This window comes from Pseudomonas sp. TE3552 (assembly GCF_056278945.1).
This window is the reverse complement of record NZ_JBWBQJ010000001.1, coordinates 4798261-4818003: the sequence shown is the minus strand read 5'-3', so window position 1 is coordinate 4818003 and position 19743 is coordinate 4798261. Positions and strand designations below refer to the sequence as shown.

The following is a 19743-nucleotide window of genomic DNA, read 5'->3' as shown; positions in this document are numbered from 1 at the left end:
GCTTCAGAATTGTTCAGCAAATCGGTGTTGAGCAGCGTGCGCAGTTCTTCGACCTGATTGTTGCGCGACAGGCTCTTCATCCGGTCTTCGATCTGGCGGTACTGAGCCAGCAACTGCACATACTGATCATAGGCTGCACGTTCCTGCGGGCTGGCGATCAGTTTTTCGTAGGCTGTCTGAGCCGCTCGGATCTGCTGGTTACGGGTTTCCAGCAGCTCGATGGTTTTCTGCTGGACGTCCGGCTCACGATTCACCAACAGGCGATAAGACAGTACGCGCAGGCGCAGAGTCAGCTGAGTGAATTCGTCGAGGCTTTTGATGCTCGGTACGCTGTTTGAGGTGATCTCCTCGGCGGCACCGCGGATTTTGCTCATCTGGTTCAGGGCGAACACACCCAGGATCAGCATCATGGCGCCAATCAGGGTGAAACCGAGGAACGCCCGCGGTGCGATATTCATATTTCTTAGGGACATGGTGTTCACCGAAAAAAGCGCCTCCGTGCGAGGCTGAGACTGTTGTATGGATGACTTATCGGTCATACGACTAAAGTCTTGAGTCGCTGCGCGCATTTGTCGCAGAAGGGCCGCGACGACGAAGTGCAGGAACCAGAGCCGTCAATCGCAGTCTTTAAAACTCGCGAGGAAGGTCGCCCGCCAGGAAAATCAAGGCCTTGCGCCTGCATAACCCTGGCTTCCACAGTGACTTTTCTTTATCGTACGCGCCCTTTGAAAATGCCCGGAAAATCAAAATGTTAGAAGCATCCCTAAGCCAATTGGAACAACTGGTCAGCGACCTGGTGCAACAGAACCAGACCCTGCTTGGCACCCAGCAATCCCTGAGTGCAGAACTGGCCCAGGTCAAGGAAGAAAACGAAAGCCTGCAGCTGAGCCTGATGGAGCAGGAAGAGAAACAAGGCGCTACCGCCGCGCGCATCCAGGCGCTGGTTGAGCGCGTCAGCGCCGGCCCTGTCAGCGCATGAGTTACGGCGCCGCAGGGGTAAAAGTCGTCTCGATTCTGGGTGAGGACTATTCGATCAAGGCGCCGGCCGGGGAAGAACAGACCCTGCTGGATGCCGCACTAATGTTGAAAGCCGCTCTGGCCGAGACCAAAAAGAAGTACCCGGCGCTGATCGGCGACCGCTTGCTGGTGCTGGCGGCGATGAATCTGTGCTCGCAGCAGATCGAAATGCAAAAGCAGCACAAGCTCGAACTCGACCGTTACCAAGAGCAAGTCAGCGCCACGGTTGAAGTGATCGCCAAGACGATCAATCAGGCCTGATCGGCTTTGCGCACAACCAAAGAATAAATTGTCGATTTAGTTGTATACAATCGGCATGGCTGTTGCAGTGTTTCAGCCTCTTATTCTTTGGGGGTGCTCCATGCAGTTCTGGCGACGCAGTATTCAATGGCAGTTGATCCTGAGCATGGGCACCGCCCTGCTGGTCAGTATTCTGATCGTGGTTGGCGTTTATACCCTCGTGGTCAACCGCCTTGCCCAGCGCTATCTGGTCGAGCAAGCGCTGCCGTCGAGCATCGAAGCGATGCGCAACGATATCGAACGAATCCTCGTTCAACCCCTCACCGCGGCCAAGGACATCGCCAGTAACCGCATGGTGCGCGACTGGTTGGCTGGAGGTGAAAACAGTGCCCAGACCGCTGGCTTCGTCAGTTATCTGGAAGGCCTTCGTGCCGAGCACAAAGCCTTCACCGCGCTGATTATCGGTGCTGCTTCAAACCACTACTTCACTGAAAAAGGCCTGGACCGTACGCTCAGCCGCGCCAACCCCAGTGACGCCTGGTTCTATGCGTTCCTCGACAGCCATCAGCCGCGCACCCTCAATATCGACAATGACACCGCTACCGGTGAGTTGGCGCTGTTCATCGACCTCAAGGTCGAGCAGGCCGGCAAAGTCGTGGGCGTTGCCGGGCTGGGTTTGAGCATGAAAGAGCTGTCGGAGCTGATCCACAACTTCAACTTCGGTGAGCGCGGCAAGGTCTATCTCGTGCGCTCCGACGGTTTGATCCAGGTTCATCCCGAGGCGCAGTTCAGCGGCAAACGTACGCTGGTCGAACAGATTGGCGCTGCGGCGGCGCAAGCGGTCATGGGGCAGCTCTCTACCTCCACCGCGTTCGCCACCAGCAGTTTTGTCCGCGATGGCGAAGACTTTCTGGCATTGAGCCTGCCGCTGCGTGATTTGGGCTGGACCCTCGTGGCCGAAGTGCCGCAGTCGCAGATCTACGCCGAAGCCCGCCGCGCCATGCGGATGAGCAGCGGCATCGGTCTGGCGGTAGCGTTGGTGTGCCTGTTGTTGGTGGTGGTGCTCGCCCGTGGGTTGGTACGACCGATTCGTCAGGTAACAGCGGCGCTGGTAGCCATCGGTAGCGGTGGTGGAGATTTGACCCACAGGTTAGATTCCAGTCGCGCCGACGAACTCGGTGACCTGGCTCGCGGCTTCAATCGTTTCCTGGACAGTCAGCGCGAGATGATCGGTGAAGTGCTGACCACCAGTGAGCGTTTGCGTATGGCTGTCAGTCAGGTGGCGCGGGTGGTGGACAACACCGCCGAGCGCTCCGGTCGTCAGCAGGAAATGACGGATATGGTCGCCACCGCCGTCCACGAGATGGGCCTGACCGTGCAGGAAATCGCGCAGAACGCCGGCAACGCGGCCGTCGCTTCGCAATCGGCGCGCGATGAAGCGTTGCAGGCGCGGGAAGTGGTGGGCGGGTCGATTCGGCATATTGAAAGCATGTCCGATGAGATTGGTATCGCCGCCGGCGCGGTGGGCGAGTTAGCCCATCAGGTGGCGTCCATCGATCAGGTGTTGGCAGTGATTCGCGGGATCTCCGAGCAGACCAATTTGCTGGCACTGAACGCAGCCATCGAAGCGGCGCGGGCCGGGGACATGGGGCGCGGGTTTGCGGTGGTCGCCGATGAAGTGCGGACCCTGGCACGGCGGACTCAGTCGTCCACCGACGAAATTCAGCAGATGATCGGCAGCCTCAAGCAGGGCGCAGAGAATGCAGTGTCTTCAATGCACGCCGGGCAAACGGCGACCGGTACCGGCGTTGAGTCGAGTCAGCGCACCGGTGCGTCGTTGACGGCGATTACCGGGCAGGTCGAGCGCATCAGTGACATGAACCATCAGGTGGCGACGGCGACGGAAGAGCAGTCGGCGGTAACGGAAGAAATTAACCGCAACGTGCAGGGGATTTCCGATCTGGCTCGAGCGACGGCGGGGGAAGTCAGGGCTTGTCGGGAAGATTGTCAGACGTTGCAGCGGTTGGCCGATGACCTGGCGCGGCAGATGGGCAGTTTCAAACTCAACTAAAGATTGTGTAGGCGGTGGTGACACCAATCGCGGGCTTGCCCGCGATTGGATGTCAGCCTCGCCACAAAGCCCCGATCAAAACCACTCATCCCGCATGCCCAGGCAAACATCATCCCGCGCCTCAAGAATTACCAGTTCATGGTGACAACCCGGCACTTCCCACGTCAGGAAATAGCGCGCCGCCTGTAGCTTGCCTTTATAGAAGCTCTCATCCGCCACATTGCCCTTGGCCAACCCTTCCTGCGCGCGAATCGCCTGCTCCAGCCAGCGCCAGCCGATCACCGTATGACCAAACACTTTCAGGTACAGCGCCGAGTTCGCCAGGCTGCTGTTGACCTTGCCCTGAGCCAGATCGGTCAGCAGGCCAATGGTCACGGTTTGCAGGCGTGCCACCAGTTTCTCCAGCGGTTCGCGCAGTGGCGTCAATGATTCATGCGCCTGGGCCCGCTCGGCGGTGCTGGCGATCAGACGGATCAGTTGCTTGAGTCCCGCACCCCCGTTCTGCGCCAGTTTTCGCCCCAGCAAGTCCAGCGACTGAATGCCGTGAGTCCCCTCATGGATCGGGTTCAGGCGGTTGTCGCGGTAATACTGCTCCACCGGATACTCGCGGGTGTAACCGTGGCCGCCGAGAATCTGGATCGCCAGTTCGTTGGCCTTCAGGCAGAACTCCGACGGCCAGGATTTGACGATCGGCGTCAGCAAATCCAGTAGCTCATGAGCCTGTTTGCGCTCGGCTTCGCCCTCAAGCGTGGTGGTGTCGTCGAACAGTCGCGCCGCGTACAGCCCAAGGTCGAACGAACCTTCGACGTAAGCTTTCTGGGTCAACAGCATGCGCTTGACGTCGGCGTGCTGAATGATTGCCACCGGTGCGGTGGTCGGATCCTTGCTATCCGGTACTCGACCTTGCGGCCGCTCGCGGGCGTATTCCAGGGAATACAGGTAACCGGCGTAACCGAGCATCACCGCGCCCATGCCGACGCCAATTCGTGCCTCGTTCATCATCTGGAACATGTAGCTCAAACCGTGGTGCGGTTTGCCCACCAGATAGCCGACACACTCGCCGTTGTCGCCAAAGTTCAGCGCGGTGGACGTGGTGCCGCGCCAGCCCATCTTGTGGAACAGCCCGGCCAGCAACACGTCGTTGCGTTTGCCCAGGCTACCGTCATCGTTGACCAGAAACTTGGGCACGATAAACAGCGAAATCCCCTTCACCCCGGCTGGCGCGTCCGGCAGTTTGGCCAGCACCATGTGCACGATGTTTTCCGACAGCGGATGATCACCGCCGGAGATGAAAATCTTGTTGCCCTTGAGTCGATAGGTACCGTCGGACGCAGGCTCGGCGCGAGTACGAATATCCGACAGCGACGAGCCGGCATGGGGCTCGGTGAGGGCCATGGTGCCGAAGAAGCGGCCGTCGATCATCGGTTGCAGGAAGCGCTGCTTCTGCTCATCGGTGCCGAAGCTTTCAATCAGGTTCGCCGCGCCCATGGTCAGGAACGGGTAGGAGGTCGACGCCGCGTTGGCCGACTGAAAGTGCGCAAAGCAGGCTTGGGACAGCAGTGTAGGAAGTTGCATGCCGCCAGCGTCGAAACTGCGCGCGGCGTTGAGGAAACCGGCTTCGAGGAACGCATCCACCGCCGGTTTCACTTCCGGAATCAGAATTGCCTGACCGTCCTCATAGCGCGGCTCGTTTTCGTCGCCCTTGCGGTTGTGCGGGGCGAAGAATTTCTCGGCGATGCTGCGGGCGGTGCCAATAGCAGCATCGAAGGTCTCGCGGTTGTGCTCGGCGAACCGCTCACGCTGGGTCAGGCCCTCGGCATCAAGGACTTCATACAGCTCGAAAGCCAGATTGCGGGAACTGAGCAACGTCTCGGACATGGCGGCCTACCTTTATTTGGGATGGACCGAGTCTAGGCGCGGGAATAGAGGCTGAACAGGATGATTGATCTTGGTGATGGAGAAGCAAAAGATCTTGCTTCTAAAACACCGGGCACCCATTGCAGGCGCCCGGTTCTATTGCGGTTTAACCGATCGTCATCAAACTGGCATTACCACCTGCAGCAGCAGTGTTAACGCTCAACGCCCGCTCGATCACCAAGCGCTCCAACGCAATGTTGGTCTCGCCTTGCGACAAACCATGAACCCCAACGATCGCCCCGGCACGCTTGGCCACTTGCTGGCACACCGCGCGCAACTGATCGGAATGGCCATGATGCAGAACCGCATCAATTACCACCTCGTCTTTGGTCCAGTCAGCCACCCGCTTGATCCGCGCCTGGATTTCTTTCGGCAGGCGTGCGAACAGGGCCTTGCCCGGTTCAGCGTCCGGCCATACCGCCGAGCCGCCCACGGCCAATACCGCCGCCAGTTGGGTCAGCAAATCGCCTTCGACGTCCGCCAGGCACAGCACGTGTTCGCGCGGCAGGATGGCGTAGCTGTTGCGCTCGCCGGTCGGGCCCGCCAGAACACGGGTGATCCCGCTTTGCGATTGCGTCGCGAACTGTACGCACAGGGTGCTTAAGTCAGCGAACTTGTTGCTGTCGGCCCAGGCTTTCAGCGCGGTCAGCGGTTTGCTCATGGCATCACGCAGGCGGACGTCTGGTGCTGCGATCGCGTCGCCGCGAGCGAAGGATTGTTCGATCGCGTCGGTAGGACGGGTCGACAACAAACGGTACAGGTACAACGGACCACCGGCTTTCGGGCCAGTCCCCGACAGGCCTTCGCCGCCGAACGGTTGCACGCCGACTACGGCGCCGACGATGTTGCGGTTGACGTAGACGTTACCGGCGTTGACGTTGTCGATCACCTTGGCGATGGTCTCGTCGATGCGGGTGTGTACGCCCAGGGTCAGGCCGTAGCCGGACGCGTTGATCTGGTCGATCAGTTGGTCGATGTCCTTGCGCTTGTAGCGCACCACGTGCAGCACCGGGCCGAAGATCTCCCGTTGCAGCTCGTCGAAGCTTTCCAGTTCGATCAACGTCGGCATCACGAAGGTGCCGCGTTTGACTTCTTCGCTGTTGGCGATGGCCACCTGGTACACGCTACGACCTTTGTCACGCATGCCCTGGATGTGCTTCTCGATACCGGCCTTGGCTTCGGCGTCGATAACCGGACCGATGTCCACGGACAGGCGCTCAGGGTTGCCAAGACGGCATTCAGCCATGGCACCTTTGAGCATTTCGATGACGCGGTCAGCGGAATCTTCCTGCAGGCACAGCACCCGTAGAGCCGAGCAACGTTGACCAGCACTGTCGAAGGCCGACGATACGACGTCGATCACGACTTGTTCAGTCAATGCCGAGGAGTCGACGATCATTGCGTTCTGGCCACCGGTTTCGGCGATCAGCGGAATCGGACGGCCCTGGGCATCCAAGCGACCGGCGACGTTGCGTTGCAGCAAACGAGCGACTTCGGTGGAGCCGGTGAACATCACGCCTTTGACCCGATCGTCGCCGACCAGACGGGCGCCAACGGTTTCGCCACGGCCCGGCAGCAATTGCAGCACGCCTTCCGGAATCCCGGCTTCGAGCAGCAGGCGCACGGCTTGAGCCGCCACCAGCGGGGTTTGTTCCGCCGGTTTGGCCAGTACCGGATTACCGGCAGCCAACGCCGCCGCGACCTGGCCACTGAAAATCGCCAACGGGAAGTTCCACGGGCTGATGCACACCACTGGACCCAATGGGCGGTGGGCATCGTTGGTGAAATCGTTGCGCGCCTGCACCGCGTAATAACGCAGGAAGTCCACGGCTTCGCGCACTTCGGCGATGGCGTTGGCGAAGGTCTTGCCGGCTTCGCGAGCCAACAGGCCCATCAACGGCTGGATCTCGCCTTCCATCAAATCGGCGGCACGTTCCAGGATCGCGGCGCGTTCGGCGGGCGGGGTGGCCTGCCAGATCGGCGCGGCATTCAGGGCGCACTGGATCGCGTTGTCGACGTCTTCGACGGTGGCTTCCTGTACGTGACCGACCACGTCACGCAAATCGGAGGGGTTCAGCACTGGAGCAGGGGTTTCAGTGCTGGACGCGCAACCGAGCATCGGCGCGGCTTTCCAGTTGTTATGGGCAGTGGCGAGCAGAGCGCACGACAGGGAGGCCAGACGATGTTCGTTGGCCATGTCGATGCCGCTGGAGTTGGCGCGTTCGCTGCCGTACAGGTCACGCGGCAGCGGAATACGCGGGTGCGGCAGGCCGAAGCCGCCTTCCAGCGTCGCCATCTGCTCGATGCTGGCCACCGGATCGGCCACCAGCTCCTGAATCGAAATCGACTGGTCGGCGATGCGGTTGACGAACGAAGTGTTCGCGCCGTTTTCCAGCAGGCGACGCACCAGGTACGCCAGCAGTGTTTCGTGCGTGCCAACCGGAGCGTACACGCGGCACGGACGGTTCAGCTTGCCTTCGGCAACTTTGCCTACAACCTGTTCGTACAGCGGTTCACCCATGCCGTGCAGGCACTGGAACTCGTACTGCCCCGGGTAATAGTTCTGACCGGCGATGTGATAAATGGCCGACAGGGTGTGGGCGTTGTGCGTGGCGAACTGCGGATAAATGACTTCCGGTACCGACAGCAACTTGCGGGCACAGGCGATGTAGGAAACGTCGGTGTACACCTTGCGGGTGTAGACCGGATAGCCTTCCAGGCCTTCGACCTGGGCGCGCTTGATCTCGCTGTCCCAGTACGCGCCTTTCACCAGGCGGATCATCAGGCGATGACGGCTGCGGCGCGCCAGGTCGATTACGTAATCAATCACGTACGGGCAACGCTTCTGGTAGGCCTGGATCACGAAGCCGATGCCGTTCCAGCCGGTCAGTTGCGGCTCGAAGCACAGGCGCTCCAGCAGATCCAGCGACAGCTCGAGGCGGTCGGCTTCTTCGGCGTCGATGTTCAGGCCGATGTCGTATTGCTTGGCCAACAGAGTCAGCGACAGCAGGCGCGGGTACAGCTCTTCCATCACGCGCTCGTACTGGGCGCGGCTGTAACGCGGGTGCAAGGCGGACAGCTTGATCGAAATGCCCGGGCCTTCATAAATCCCACGACCGTGGGAGGCTTTGCCGATCGAGTGGATGGCTTGTTCGTACGAGGCCAGGTACTTCTGGGCGTCGTGCTCGGTGAGGGCGGCTTCACCGAGCATGTCGTAGGAATAGCGGAAGCCCTTGGCTTCGAACTTGCTCGCGTTGGCCAGGGCTTCGGCAATGGTTTCGCCGGTGACGAACTGCTCGCCCATCAGGCGCATGGCCATGTCGACGCCCTTGCGGATCATCGGCTCACCGCTCTTGCCGATGATGCGGCTCAGCGACGACGTCAAGCCAGCTTCGTTGTGGGTGGCAACCAGTTTGCCGGTCAGCAGCAAGCCCCAGGTTGCGGCATTGACGAACAGCGAAGGGCTGTTGCCCAAGTGCGGCTGCCAGTTACCGGTGCTGATCTTGTCGCGGATCAGCGCGTCGCGAGTGCCTTTGTCCGGGATGCGCAGCAGCGCTTCGGCCAGGCACATCAGTGCCACGCCTTCCTGGGACGACAAGGAAAATTCCTGCAACAGGCCCTGAACAATCCCGGCACGGCCGCCGGCGCTTTTCTGATTGCGCAGTTTTTCGGCAATCGAGGCGGCGAGCTTGTTGGTGGCTTCCGCCATCGGGGCCGGCAGGCGCGCCTGCTCGATCAGCATCGGCACCACTTCAGGCTCCGGGCGACGGTAAGCGGCGGTGATCGAGGCGCGCAGCACCGATTGCGGGAGGATGCTTTCGGCGAACTCGAGGAAGCACTGGTGCGCGTGATCGGTGTGAACTTCGCCGACGTCGTCAACTTCCTTGCCATTCAAACCGTTCAGCTCGGACAGGGTTGCACCACCCTCGAGTTTTTCCAGGTAATTGAAAATTGCCTGCTTGATCAGCCAGTGCGGCGTGCGATCAATCGAGGTTGCGGCGGCCTTGAGGCGTTCGCGGGTCGGGTCATCAAGTTTGACCCCAAGGGTGGTGGTAGCCATATTTTTATCCTCATGTTTGCCACGACCGCGTGGCATCAGCTGTTGGCAAGATTAGCTGTGCGATTGTCGAGGTGCAACCGGGTGCAACCCTTTTTTTGTCAGAATAGTAAGCAGCTCGTCAGGAAAGAAACGGTAGTGCATATGTCCAGCTCCTGCTTGGTGCGTTTGCTTCTGGCGTGCCTTCCAAAAACGCCCCGAAAAGGAGCAAAAACCGACCCTATTCAAGAAAATCCGATTAGGTGCAACTTATTCGCACGAAACTGGTTGCACCTTATTTGCTTTGTTGAATAGCATTCGCGGCCAAGGTGCAACCGGTCAAAAAGATCGGTGCACCGGCTGATGGCTTTCCTGGGGAAACATCAGTCATAAATGCGCGGGACCCCGAATCGTCTGTCAAACGTCGTCGTTTGCAAGCGGTTCACCAGCCGCTGCTACATAAAAACAATGCCAGGGCGTAACTCAATGAGCGTAAGCAATCCAACCCTGATCACGTTTGTGATCTATATCGCAGCAATGGTGCTGATCGGCTTCATGGCCTATCGCTCCACCAACAACCTTTCTGACTACATTCTGGGCGGTCGTAGCCTGGGCAGCGTCGTGACCGCACTCTCTGCCGGTGCTTCCGACATGAGCGGCTGGTTGTTGATGGGCCTGCCGGGCGCTATCTATATGTCCGGTCTCTCGGAAAGCTGGATCGCCATCGGCCTGATCGTCGGTGCTTACCTGAACTGGTTGTTCGTTGCCGGCCGTCTGCGCGTGCAGACCGAGCACAACGGTGATGCACTGACCCTGCCGGATTACTTCTCCAGCCGTTTCGAAGACAAAAGCGGCCTGCTGCGGATCATCTCCGCGGTCGTGATCCTGGTGTTCTTCACCATCTACTGCGCTTCCGGCATCGTGGCCGGCGCCCGTCTGTTCGAAAGCACCTTCGGCATGTCCTACGAGACGGCGCTGTGGGCCGGTGCTGCGGCGACGATTGCCTACACCTTCGTCGGTGGTTTCCTGGCAGTGAGCTGGACTGACACCGTACAAGCCACGCTGATGATCTTCGCCCTGCTGCTGACGCCGATCATCGTGCTGCTGGCGACCGGCGGCATCGATACCACGTTCCTGGCCATCGAAGCACAAGATCCAAGCAACTTCGACATGCTGAAAAACACCACCTTCATCGGCGTGATTTCGCTGATGGGCTGGGGCCTGGGCTACTTCGGCCAGCCGCACATCCTGGCGCGTTTCATGGCCGCGGATTCGGTCAAATCGATCGCCAACGCTCGTCGCATCTCCATGACCTGGATGATCCTGTGCCTGGGCGGCACCGTTGCCGTAGGTTTCTTCGGCATCGCTTACTTCTCGGCAAACCCTGCCGTAGCGATGCCAGTGAGCGAAAACCACGAGCGCGTGTTTATCGAACTGGCAAAAATCCTGTTCAACCCGTGGGTTGCCGGTGTACTGCTGTCGGCCATTCTGGCGGCGGTGATGAGTACCCTGAGCTGCCAACTGCTGGTGTGCTCGAGCGCCCTGACCGAAGACTTCTACAAAACCTTCCTGCGTAAAAGCGCTTCCCAGGTTGAACTGGTCTGGGTCGGTCGCGCCATGGTGCTGCTGGTTGCCCTGATCGCCATCGCGATGGCGGCTAACCCGCAAAACCGTGTACTGGGCCTGGTCAGCTACGCCTGGGCTGGTTTCGGTGCTGCTTTCGGTCCAGTCGTCCTGATCTCCGTGATCTGGAAAGACATGACCCGCAACGGCGCACTGGCCGGCATCCTGGTCGGTGCGATCACCGTGATCGTCTGGAAACATTTCGAACTGCTGGGCCTGTACGAAATCATCCCTGGTTTCATCTTCGCCAGCCTGGCGATTTACATCGTCAGCAAACTGGGCGTGCCGACTCACGGCATGCTTCAGCGCTTTGCGGCTGCCGAGGCAGATTTCCGCCTGAACAAGTGATGGGGATGAGCTGATGCTCTGACCTTTTGCCGAACATGAAAACGGCCCGCTTCCTTTTGGAGGCGGGCCGTTTTTTTGTTTTGAGGGGAAGGGTTTGGTGTTTTTGATGCCGCCTTCGCGGGCAAGCCTAGCTCCTACAGGATTCATGATTCACCGCAGAACTGTAGGAGCGAGGCTTGCCCGCGAAGAGGCCATCCGCTGCAACACACTACTTTTGCAGGGAATGTCTGTAGCCAAATATCCCGATTTTTGAAGGAAAAATCCCTAAAAAAGTAGGGAAAATCTGATTTCCTTGTCCCTCCATCAACACCCCTTGTCGCTCATGCAGAATCGCCCGCCTTCATTCTGCAGAGACACATCGGATGTTCGCGCCTGCCAATCAACCGCGTTTCACGTTGACCCTCGACGGCGTCCAGAATGAACTCAAGGTGCTTGAGTTCACGGGCAAGGAAGCCATCAGCCAACCCTACCGTTTTGACCTGGAACTGGTCAGCGAGCGCCCGGACCTGGAACTCGAAAGCTTGCTGCACCGTCAGGCGTTTCTGAGTTTCGATGCGCAAGGTTCCGGTATTCATGGTCAGATTTTTCGCGTCGGCCAGAGCGATTCCGGTCAACGTCTGACGGGCTATCAAATCAGTCTCGTACCGCGCCTGGCGTACCTCGGCCAGCGTATGAATCAGCGGATTTTCCAGCACAAAAGTGTGCCGACCATCGTCGCGCAGATTCTCAAGGACCACGGCATCCAGCGCGATGCCTTCGAGTTCCGGCTCGGCAGCGACTACCCCAAGCGCGAGTACTGCGTGCAGTACGCCGAAAGCGACCTGGCATTCATTCAGCGTCTGTGTGCCGAGATCGGCATTCACTACCATTTCCAGCACAGCCCTGACGGGCACTTGCTGGTATTCGGTGATGACCAGACGGTTTTCCCCCGGCTGCCCGAGCCGACGCTGTACCTGCCAGGCAGCGGGATGGCAGCGGATGCGCCGGCGATCAAGCGTTTCAACGTGCGCCTGGAAACCCGGACCACTGCGGTCACTCGCCGGGACTACGACTTCCACAAACCACGCCTGCAACTCGAAAGCCGCGTCGACAGCGAGCAGCGACCAGTGCTGGAGGACTACCACTTTCCCGGTCAATTCACCGATCGTGAACACGGCAAGCATCTGGCTCAACGAGCCTTGGAACGCCACGCGGCGGACTACCGTCAGGCAGAAGGTCGCGGTGATGAATCGGCTTTGGTCAGCGGGCATCTCCTACACCTTGCCGAACATCCCCGTCAGGGATGGAACGATCTGCGGTTGATCACCGAAATCGAACACCGTGGTCGGCAGCCGCAAGTGCTGGAAGAGTCGGCCACCGGCGACAGCCCGGATGATTTCCAGGGCTATCGCAATACCTTTCTGGCGACGCCGTGGGACGTTTCCTTTCGCCCAGCGCTAGGGCCAGAAAAGCCGCGCATGCTCGGCTATCAACCCGCCGTGGTCACCGGCCCGACTGACAGCGAAATCCATTGCGATGAGTACGGCCGGGTCAAGGTTCAACTTGCCTGGGATCGCGACGGTCAGCTCAACGAGCATTCCAGTTGCTGGCTGCGCGTAGCCTCCGGTTGGGCCCATGACCGTTATGGCAGCGTGCTGATTCCACGCGTCGGCATGGAAGTGTTGGTGGGGTTTGTCGACGCCGATGCCGACAAGCCGCTGGTCATGGGGTGCCTGCCCAACGCGGCGACCCTGGTGCCCCTCGATCTGCCGGCGGACAAGACTCGCAGTATTTTCCGTAGCCAAAGTAGTCCCGGTGGCGGTGGTTACAACGAAATGCGCATCGAGGATCGCAAAGGCGCTGAGGAAATCTACCTGCGTGCCCAGCGAAACTGGACTCAGCATGTACTGAATGATCAACAGGTGCAGGTCGATAACCAGCGCAGCATCGTCGTCACCGGCGTCGCCCGCCATGAACTGAAAGCTGACGAGAAACGCATCACCCACGGTCAGCGCCAGACTGAAGTGCGGCAGGACGATCACCTGGTGGTGATCGGCGACCGGCACATTCGTGTGACCAGTCAGGCCCTCAACGCCAGCCAGCAATTCCACGTCAGCGCCGGCCAGCAAGTGGTCATCGACGGCGGCGCCAGCGCGACCATTCAGGCGGGCGGGCAGTGGATCAACATCGGGCCGGGCGGGATTTTCAGTAGCGTGCCGATTGTGGTCGGTGGCGCACCGATGGCGGCCATGGCTTCTGCGCCGAGTTTGCCGGATGTGCCGTTGAAACTGGCAGCGGCTCCGGCGGCGCTGCTCAGTGCCGCACAAATACTTAGCCTGCAAAGCGACGCGCCGTTCTGCGAAGAGTGCGAACGCTGTAAGGACGGTGTCTGTGCCGCCTGATGTCCTGTCACCTCGCGCCTGGCTGGAACGCCAGCCACTGCAACCGTCAGAGCAACTGTTCGCGATTTTCAGCAGTGCCAGTGCTGCGGAACCGTTCAAAACCTGGCAGCGCTCGATCACTGCACAAGCGCCAAGCCCGATCTGGGCCGGCACTGCCTACGCCGAGTGGGAAGCGGTGATGCCCTATGTCGGAATCGTCGCCGCTGACAGTGAGTTTCTGGATTGGATCGCCACCACTGAGTCCCGCGATTGGGGTTGGCTGGCGGTGTCTTGTGCCGCCCAAGAGGCACTGGTCGAGCATTTGCGCAGCCTCACGCAAGTTTTGATGCCCAACGGCAACGCGGTGTTTTTCCGCTATTGGGATGGGCGCTATTTGCTGCCGATTCTGCAGTCTGCCGAGGTTAACGCTGCACAACTGATGCCGGTGATCGGGCGCTGCCTGATCAATGGCCAAGCCTTTGAAGTCGGTGGCAGTGCGCTTAAAACCGCCAGGGTTTTCCCTTGGTGGGAAGTTTCTGAGTCGCTGCTCAAACACCTCGCCACCGAGTCCGCGACAACACACATCAACAACCTGCTGAAGTGGTTGAGCGAAGACCGTCCAGACCTGTTTGAAGCGTTTTCCGAAAGTGTTTTGCGGCACAAGGTCGCAAGTTTTCTTGAGGCGCCGGACCTGCCCCATGCACCGAAACAAGCGTTGGTGGATTACCTGATGGCGGAGCTGAACTGATGGATCAGATTGTGCGCATCGAGCAGGAGCTCGACAGTTTTCCGAACACCCTGTCCCTCTACCGTGAACAACTCAAGCACTGGTTCAACCAGGCCGCCGACAAGGCCAGCCATGTGGTGGATCTGCCATCGCTGATGGGCATGGAACGGATCATCAGATTCGGCAATGCCAGCACCGTAGTGAGCAGTGGCGACGACGACTTTCTCTCCACCGTCGTCCAGTGCCCGAAAGGCGGAAAGCTCGAGATCGAGAGCAAGTTCGAATCGGTTTATGACATTCCCGTGGGGAACATTCAGGTCGATGTGATTGCGCAGGAGAGCGGGGAGTCGACGCCGGTCACGCTCGATGAACACGGTAAGGGACAGTTCACCGGTACACCCGGCAAGTTCTACCGTATTCACATTCACAACGAAGTCACACCGCAGCACGTTGAAGATCTTTTCTCTTCCTACGATGGCCTGACGAAGGAGCTCGAAAGCTGGCTGCGTGAGGAATGGCAGACGTTCAAGCCGAAGTGGTCGCAATCGTCTGCGGTTGCTGTAGGCAATGGAATGCTCGCGGGAAGTTGGGCGGCGGTCGAGGGCGTGTGGGACGGCATCGGCCTGCTGTCGGACATTCTCAAGGATCCGGCGAAGTTCGCAGAGCGGTTGGGCGAAAGCGCCGCAGAGCTGGAGAAGCTCGCCAAAACCGCACCGGATGTCATGGAAAAAGCCCAGTTGCTAGTCAGTGACGAAGCAGCGCTGTGCTTGCTGGTGCGCAGCGCCAGCCTCTGGCTGGACATGCTGCCACCGAGCGAAATCGCCGGCAAAACCGCCGAAGCGGTGTCGATGGTGGTGGTGCAGTTGCTGATCGACATCCTGATTGGCCTCGTCCTGACGTTCGCCGGGGCGGGCGCCGGCATCGCCTATTTGACGATGCGTTTGGCTGATCGAGCCGCGCAGTTGCTCAGTGCCGTTCTGCGTCTCGTGAAGGCGATTTTCACGATCATCAATAACTTCATCAGCTACGTCGACCGCTACAAAAAAGTCGCCGCCCGTGGCATCGCGGCGGGCATGAAAAAAGGCCGGATGCAGTTGAGCTGGAGCGCACGTCGCAACGCTTCGCTGAAGAAAGACGAACACCACGACGACTCCCCCGACCAAGCAAAAAACCCCAACGGCGACAGCGCCACTTGCGCGCCGTCCACCTGCAAAAATGGTTGCCCGGTGTCGATGGTCACCGGCGAAGAACTGCTGACCCTCACCGACGGTTCTCTGGACGGAATCCTGCCGTTCGACTTCACCCGGCTCTACCGCACCAGCGCCGCCGAGATCGACGGCGGCCTGGGTTTTGGCTGGAGTCATTCGCTCGCCCATCGACTTGAAATCGATGGCGACAGCGTCATCTGGATCGACCACGAAAACCGTCGCACGACGTTCCCGCTGCCGAACCACGAACGCCCAGCGATCCACAACAGCCTCTCGCGCGCCGCGATTTATCTCGGCGATGACCCCGAGGAACTGATCCTCGCCCAGGCTGGCGACGACGCGCGTTTTTATCACTTTCATAACGGTCGGCTGACGGCTATCAGCGACGCGTACGACAACCGCTTGCGCATCACTCGCGACCGCCAGGAGCGCATTCAACGCCTCGACAACGGCGCGGGCCGCGCCTTGCTGTTGCGGTATGACCGCGCTCATCTAATCGCCGTCGACTATCAGGTGTTTGTCCCGGCGCAGACCCTCGATGAGGCCTGGCACACCGAGCAGACGCTGGTCAGTTACCGCTACGACGAATGCGCTCAACTGATCGAGGTGAGCAACGCCGCCGGCGAGAGCGAACGCTACGACTACGACGACCAACACGTCATTCTCCAGCGGCAATTAGCCGGTGGCGCGAGTTTCTTCTGGGAGTGGGAACGGTCCGGCAAGGCGGCCAGATGTGTTCGCCACTGGGCGTCGTTTTCGCAGATGGACACGCGGTACGTCTGGGATGACGAGGGCAGCGTCACCGTCCAGAACATCGACGGCAGCGAAGAGGTTTATGTCCACGACGACCGGGCGCGGCTGGTGCGCAAGGTCGAGCTGGATGGTGGCGAACACCTCAAGGCTTACGACGAGCAGGGCCGCTTGCTGGCCGAGCAGGATCCGCTCGGGGCCGTCACTGAATACCGCTATGACGAAGTCGGACGCTTGGTGGCGCTGATTCCACCGGAAGACGAGTCGACGGCCTACGAGTATCGCCATGGTTTCCTGCATGCGCGCTATCGCGGCAAAGTGGTGTGGAGGTATCAGCGCAATGCTCAGGGTGACGTCACCGAAGCGACCGATCCTGACGGCCAGATCATCCATTACCACTACGACGACAAAGGTCGGCTGCTGTCGATCCGCTACCCGGACACCAGCCGGCATGTCTTTGTCTGGAATGCCTTGGGCCAGTTGCTCGAAGAAACCTTGCCGGACGGTGGTCAGCGGCGCTTTTCCTACGATGCGCTGGGGCGGCAGATTACCCGTCAGGACGAACACGGTGCGCTCACCCGCTACCAATGGGACGCCGTCGGCCGACTGATTCAGACCACCCTGCCGACCGGCGCCACGCGCGGCTTCAGCTACAACGCCTACGGCCAGATCACCGCCGAACGCGACGAACTGGGCCGCGTCACCCGCTACGAATACGCCGACGATTTGCACCTGGTCAGCCGCCGCATCAACCCCGACGGCACCCAGCTCCAGTACCGCTACGACAACGCGCAGCTGCTGCTCACGGACATCGAAAACGAAGCCGGCGAACACTATCGGCTGGACTACACCCTCGGCGGATTGATCCGACAGGAAACCGGCTTCGACGGCCGTCGCACGACGTATGCCTACGACCTCAACGGCCACTTGCTGGAGAAAACCGAGTTTGGCGATGACGGCTCGCAGCTGGTTACGGGGTATCAACGGGATTCGGCCGGACGGTTACTGGTCAAGACCCTGCCCGACGGCATCCAGGTCGAGTATCGCTACGACAGCCTTGGCCGACTGATCGGCGTCGACGACGGCCACGATCACCCGCTGGAATTCCAGTACGACCAGCAAGACCGGCTGATCACCGAACACCAGGGCTGGGGCACCTTGCGTTATGGCTACGACGCCTGCGGTCAGCTCAACCACCTGCGCCTGCCGGATGGCAGCAAACTCGACTACCACCACGCCAAGGGCGGCGCGCTGACGGCCATCGACCTCAATGGCGCGCGACTCACCACCCACCAGTTCGCGTTCGGTCGCGAACAGCAGCGTCAACAAGGTCAGCTCACCAGCCAATACCACTACGACGAACAAGGCCGGTTGCAAGCCCACGCCATCAACCAGCAAGCCCGGCCGCTGTACATGCGTCACTACAGCTACGCAGTCAACGGCAACCTGGCGACCATCGCCGACAGCCGTCATGGCCAGCGCAGCTATTACTACGACGCACTCAACCGCCTGACCCGCGTGCGCCATACCCGCGACGACCCACCGGAAACCTTCGCCCACGACCCGGCCGGCAACCTGCTGATGCAGGATCGGCCCGGTTTGGCGACCATCAAAGGCAACCGCCTATTGATGCAGGGCGACCGCCATTACGACTACGACGCTTTCGGCAACCTGATCCGCGAGCGTCGCGGCACCGCGCAGAAACTCGTCATCGAATACCGCTACGACTGCCAGCACCGCTTGGTTGGCGTCACGTTGCCGGATGGAAGTTGCTCAAGTTACCGGTACGACGCCTTCGGCCGTCGCATCGCCAAAACCGTCGATGGCAAAACCACCGAGTTTTTCTGGCAGGGCGACAACCTCGTTGCTGAAAGCAGCCGCGAACACTACCGCAGCTACGTCTATGAACCGGGCAGTTTCCGTCCGTTGGCGATGCTCGACGGCAAAGGCCCGCGCAAGGCTTGCCCGTTCTACTACCAACTCGATCACCTGGGTACACCGCAGGAACTGACGGATTACGGTGGCGAGATCGTATGGTCGGCGAAGTACAACGCGTACGGCAAGGTCACGCAGTTGGCGTTCGGCGGGGGCGAGCAACTTGAGCAACCGCTGCGCTTTCAGGGGCAGTACTTCGACGCCGAGAGCGGTCTGCACTACAACCGGCATCGGTACTATGATCCGGAGGTTGGACGGTACCTGACGCCGGATCCGGTCAAGTTGGCGGGTGGGTTGAACCAGTACCAGTACACGCCGAATCCGACGGGGTGGGTTGATCCGTTGGGGTTGGCGTGTCTACCTTGCCCCGGTGATCCTGAAGGACCGTTTAGCGTAATTGTTCCGGGCGGTGGTTTGGCTGCACACGAAGCTCAGGGAGGCCATCTCATTGAGAAACATATTGGTCGGACCGAAGCCCAGTTGCGAGAAAGGCTCGAGGCAGAGCCACATATACCAATCGCATCGACATTTCCTAATCAAACTGTCGCAGAGGCCACAGTTTCAAGCGTTATGGATAGAAATAAAGAACTAATAGATGATTTTATGAAAGGTAATGCGCGCAGGCTCGTTATTACACAACCAATGTCGGCGCCGGTAGGTGTTGGAGTTGTTCGGCGCAGTGGAGAACTTGAGTCTTTATCTGTTGTAAAATTAATACTTAAGAGAACTAACGAATCGCCGTCCGGCTACATTATATTTACGGGGTATGCAAGTGATCGATAATTCGTTTTCGCAGCTCTACCAGTTCTTGGGAGCCTATTTTCATGAGGACTGGATGTGTGAATTTCACACGGCGGATGATGTTGTTAGATCTTTCCTGTCTGACTCAACAGCCGAAACAATTTCGGTTGTGGAAAATGAAATTGCTGCTCTGCTCGAGAGGCATATGACCGAGATAGAGTTGCGAGAGTTTCTGCTCAAAAACATGAGCTGCTGCTACTGCTACTGGCACGAATGGGATTCAGGAGAAGTATGGTTGAGTCACCTCGTTGATATTTTTGGTGAGTAAAAAATATCCAGAGGTGCACGATTTTTTTGGCGCGTACTTTCATCAGGATTGGACGGTCGAGCACGAGACGGCTGAACACGTGGTCGATGCTTTTTTGGCTGACTCCAGCCCTGAGGATCTAATGTTGGTTCGTGAGGAGCTCAACTCTCTGCTTGATCAGCAGAGGAGCGAAGTGGAGTTGAGGGAGTATCTATTGAAAGAGCTGAGCTGTTACTACTGCTACTGGAATGCATGGGAGTCAGGTGAGGCTTGGTTGCGCCACATTGCGAGCAGGTTGACCAAACAGCTTGGTCAATTTTGATCGATTGGTGGTCAGCGAAATTTCTGGGCAAGGTCGTCGGAAGTTTCCTTCAAAACGTATCGGTTTCCATGAACTGGTGCGAGGTGAGATCCATGGATAGTCTTTGGCTGTCGCTGCAAATGCAGTGGCAGGGTGTAGGAA

At 59.4% G+C, this 19743-nt stretch carries 11 protein-coding genes and 2 pseudogenes; 10 read left to right on the top strand and 3 right to left on the bottom strand.

Features of this window, described 5'->3' with window-relative positions; genetic code table 11:
- Positions 1-35: 35 nt before the first annotated feature.
- Positions 36-407: pseudogene (locus ACZ9BB_RS21730) on the bottom strand (MCP four helix bundle domain-containing protein); the annotation flags it as partial.
- A gap of 341 nt (positions 408-748) precedes the next feature.
- Here ACZ9BB_RS21730 and ACZ9BB_RS21725 point away from each other — a divergent pair.
- The 4 genes and pseudogenes from ACZ9BB_RS21725 to ACZ9BB_RS21710 all read left to right on the top strand — a co-directional run bounded on the left by ACZ9BB_RS21725 (position 749) and on the right by ACZ9BB_RS21710 (position 3328).
- Positions 749-979 carry a hypothetical protein gene (locus ACZ9BB_RS21725; RefSeq protein ID WP_476216095.1) on the top strand — a complete coding sequence of 77 codons (231 nt, stop codon included), beginning with the start codon at positions 749-751 and terminating at the stop codon, positions 977-979.
- The gene (locus tag ACZ9BB_RS21720; RefSeq protein WP_476216093.1) at positions 976-1278 is read left to right on the top strand and encodes a cell division protein ZapA; all 303 of its coding nucleotides are present in this window, start codon (positions 976-978) and stop codon (positions 1276-1278) included. The genes ACZ9BB_RS21725 and ACZ9BB_RS21720 overlap by 4 nt, the downstream gene beginning before the upstream one ends.
- A 55-nt stretch (positions 1279-1333) precedes the next feature.
- Positions 1334-2464: pseudogene (locus ACZ9BB_RS21715) on the top strand (HAMP domain-containing protein); the annotation flags it as partial.
- Positions 2465-2482: 18 nt separating this feature from the next.
- Entirely contained in the window at positions 2483-3328 is an 846-nt protein-coding gene (locus ACZ9BB_RS21710) for a methyl-accepting chemotaxis protein (protein ID WP_476218376.1), read from the top strand.
- Positions 3329-3403: 75 nt separating this feature from the next.
- Here ACZ9BB_RS21710 and ACZ9BB_RS21705 read toward each other — a convergent pair whose 3' ends face one another.
- Positions 3404-5206 (bottom strand): acyl-CoA dehydrogenase, encoded by a 1803-nt coding sequence (locus ACZ9BB_RS21705; protein ID WP_476216091.1) that lies wholly within the window; start codon positions 5204-5206, stop codon positions 3404-3406.
- A 145-nt stretch (positions 5207-5351) separates the two neighbouring features.
- Positions 5352-9305, bottom strand: coding sequence for a trifunctional transcriptional regulator/proline dehydrogenase/L-glutamate gamma-semialdehyde dehydrogenase (gene putA / locus ACZ9BB_RS21700; RefSeq protein WP_476216089.1), 3954 nt, complete (start codon positions 9303-9305; stop codon positions 5352-5354).
- 462 nt (positions 9306-9767) lie between these two features.
- Here putA and putP point away from each other — a divergent pair, with 462 nt between their 5' ends.
- The 6 genes from putP to ACZ9BB_RS21670 all read left to right on the top strand — a co-directional run bounded on the left by putP (position 9768) and on the right by ACZ9BB_RS21670 (position 19602).
- Positions 9768-11252 carry a sodium/proline symporter PutP gene (gene putP / locus ACZ9BB_RS21695; protein WP_476216088.1) on the top strand — a complete coding sequence of 495 codons (1485 nt, stop codon included), beginning with the start codon at positions 9768-9770 and terminating at the stop codon, positions 11250-11252.
- Between the two features lie 362 nt (positions 11253-11614).
- Positions 11615-13633, top strand: coding sequence for a type VI secretion system Vgr family protein (locus ACZ9BB_RS21690; RefSeq protein WP_476216086.1), 2019 nt, complete (start codon positions 11615-11617; stop codon positions 13631-13633).
- Positions 13623-14360: a DUF4123 domain-containing protein gene (locus ACZ9BB_RS21685; RefSeq protein ID WP_476216084.1), complete on the top strand. Its 738-nt coding sequence runs from the start codon at positions 13623-13625 to the stop codon at positions 14358-14360. Before ACZ9BB_RS21690 ends, ACZ9BB_RS21685 begins: the two co-directional genes overlap by 11 nt.
- A complete protein-coding gene (locus ACZ9BB_RS21680; protein WP_476216082.1) occupies positions 14360-19015 on the top strand; it encodes an RHS repeat-associated core domain-containing protein in 4656 nt (1551 codons plus the stop codon). Before ACZ9BB_RS21685 ends, ACZ9BB_RS21680 begins: the two co-directional genes overlap by 1 nt.
- Positions 19005-19301, top strand: coding sequence for a contact-dependent growth inhibition system immunity protein (locus ACZ9BB_RS21675; RefSeq protein ID WP_476216081.1), 297 nt, complete (start codon positions 19005-19007; stop codon positions 19299-19301). The genes ACZ9BB_RS21680 and ACZ9BB_RS21675 overlap by 11 nt, the downstream gene beginning before the upstream one ends.
- On the top strand, positions 19294-19602 hold the full coding sequence (locus ACZ9BB_RS21670) for a contact-dependent growth inhibition system immunity protein (protein WP_476216079.1): 309 nt from the start codon (positions 19294-19296) through the stop codon (positions 19600-19602). Before ACZ9BB_RS21675 ends, ACZ9BB_RS21670 begins: the two co-directional genes overlap by 8 nt.
- Positions 19603-19743 lie beyond the last annotated feature (141 nt).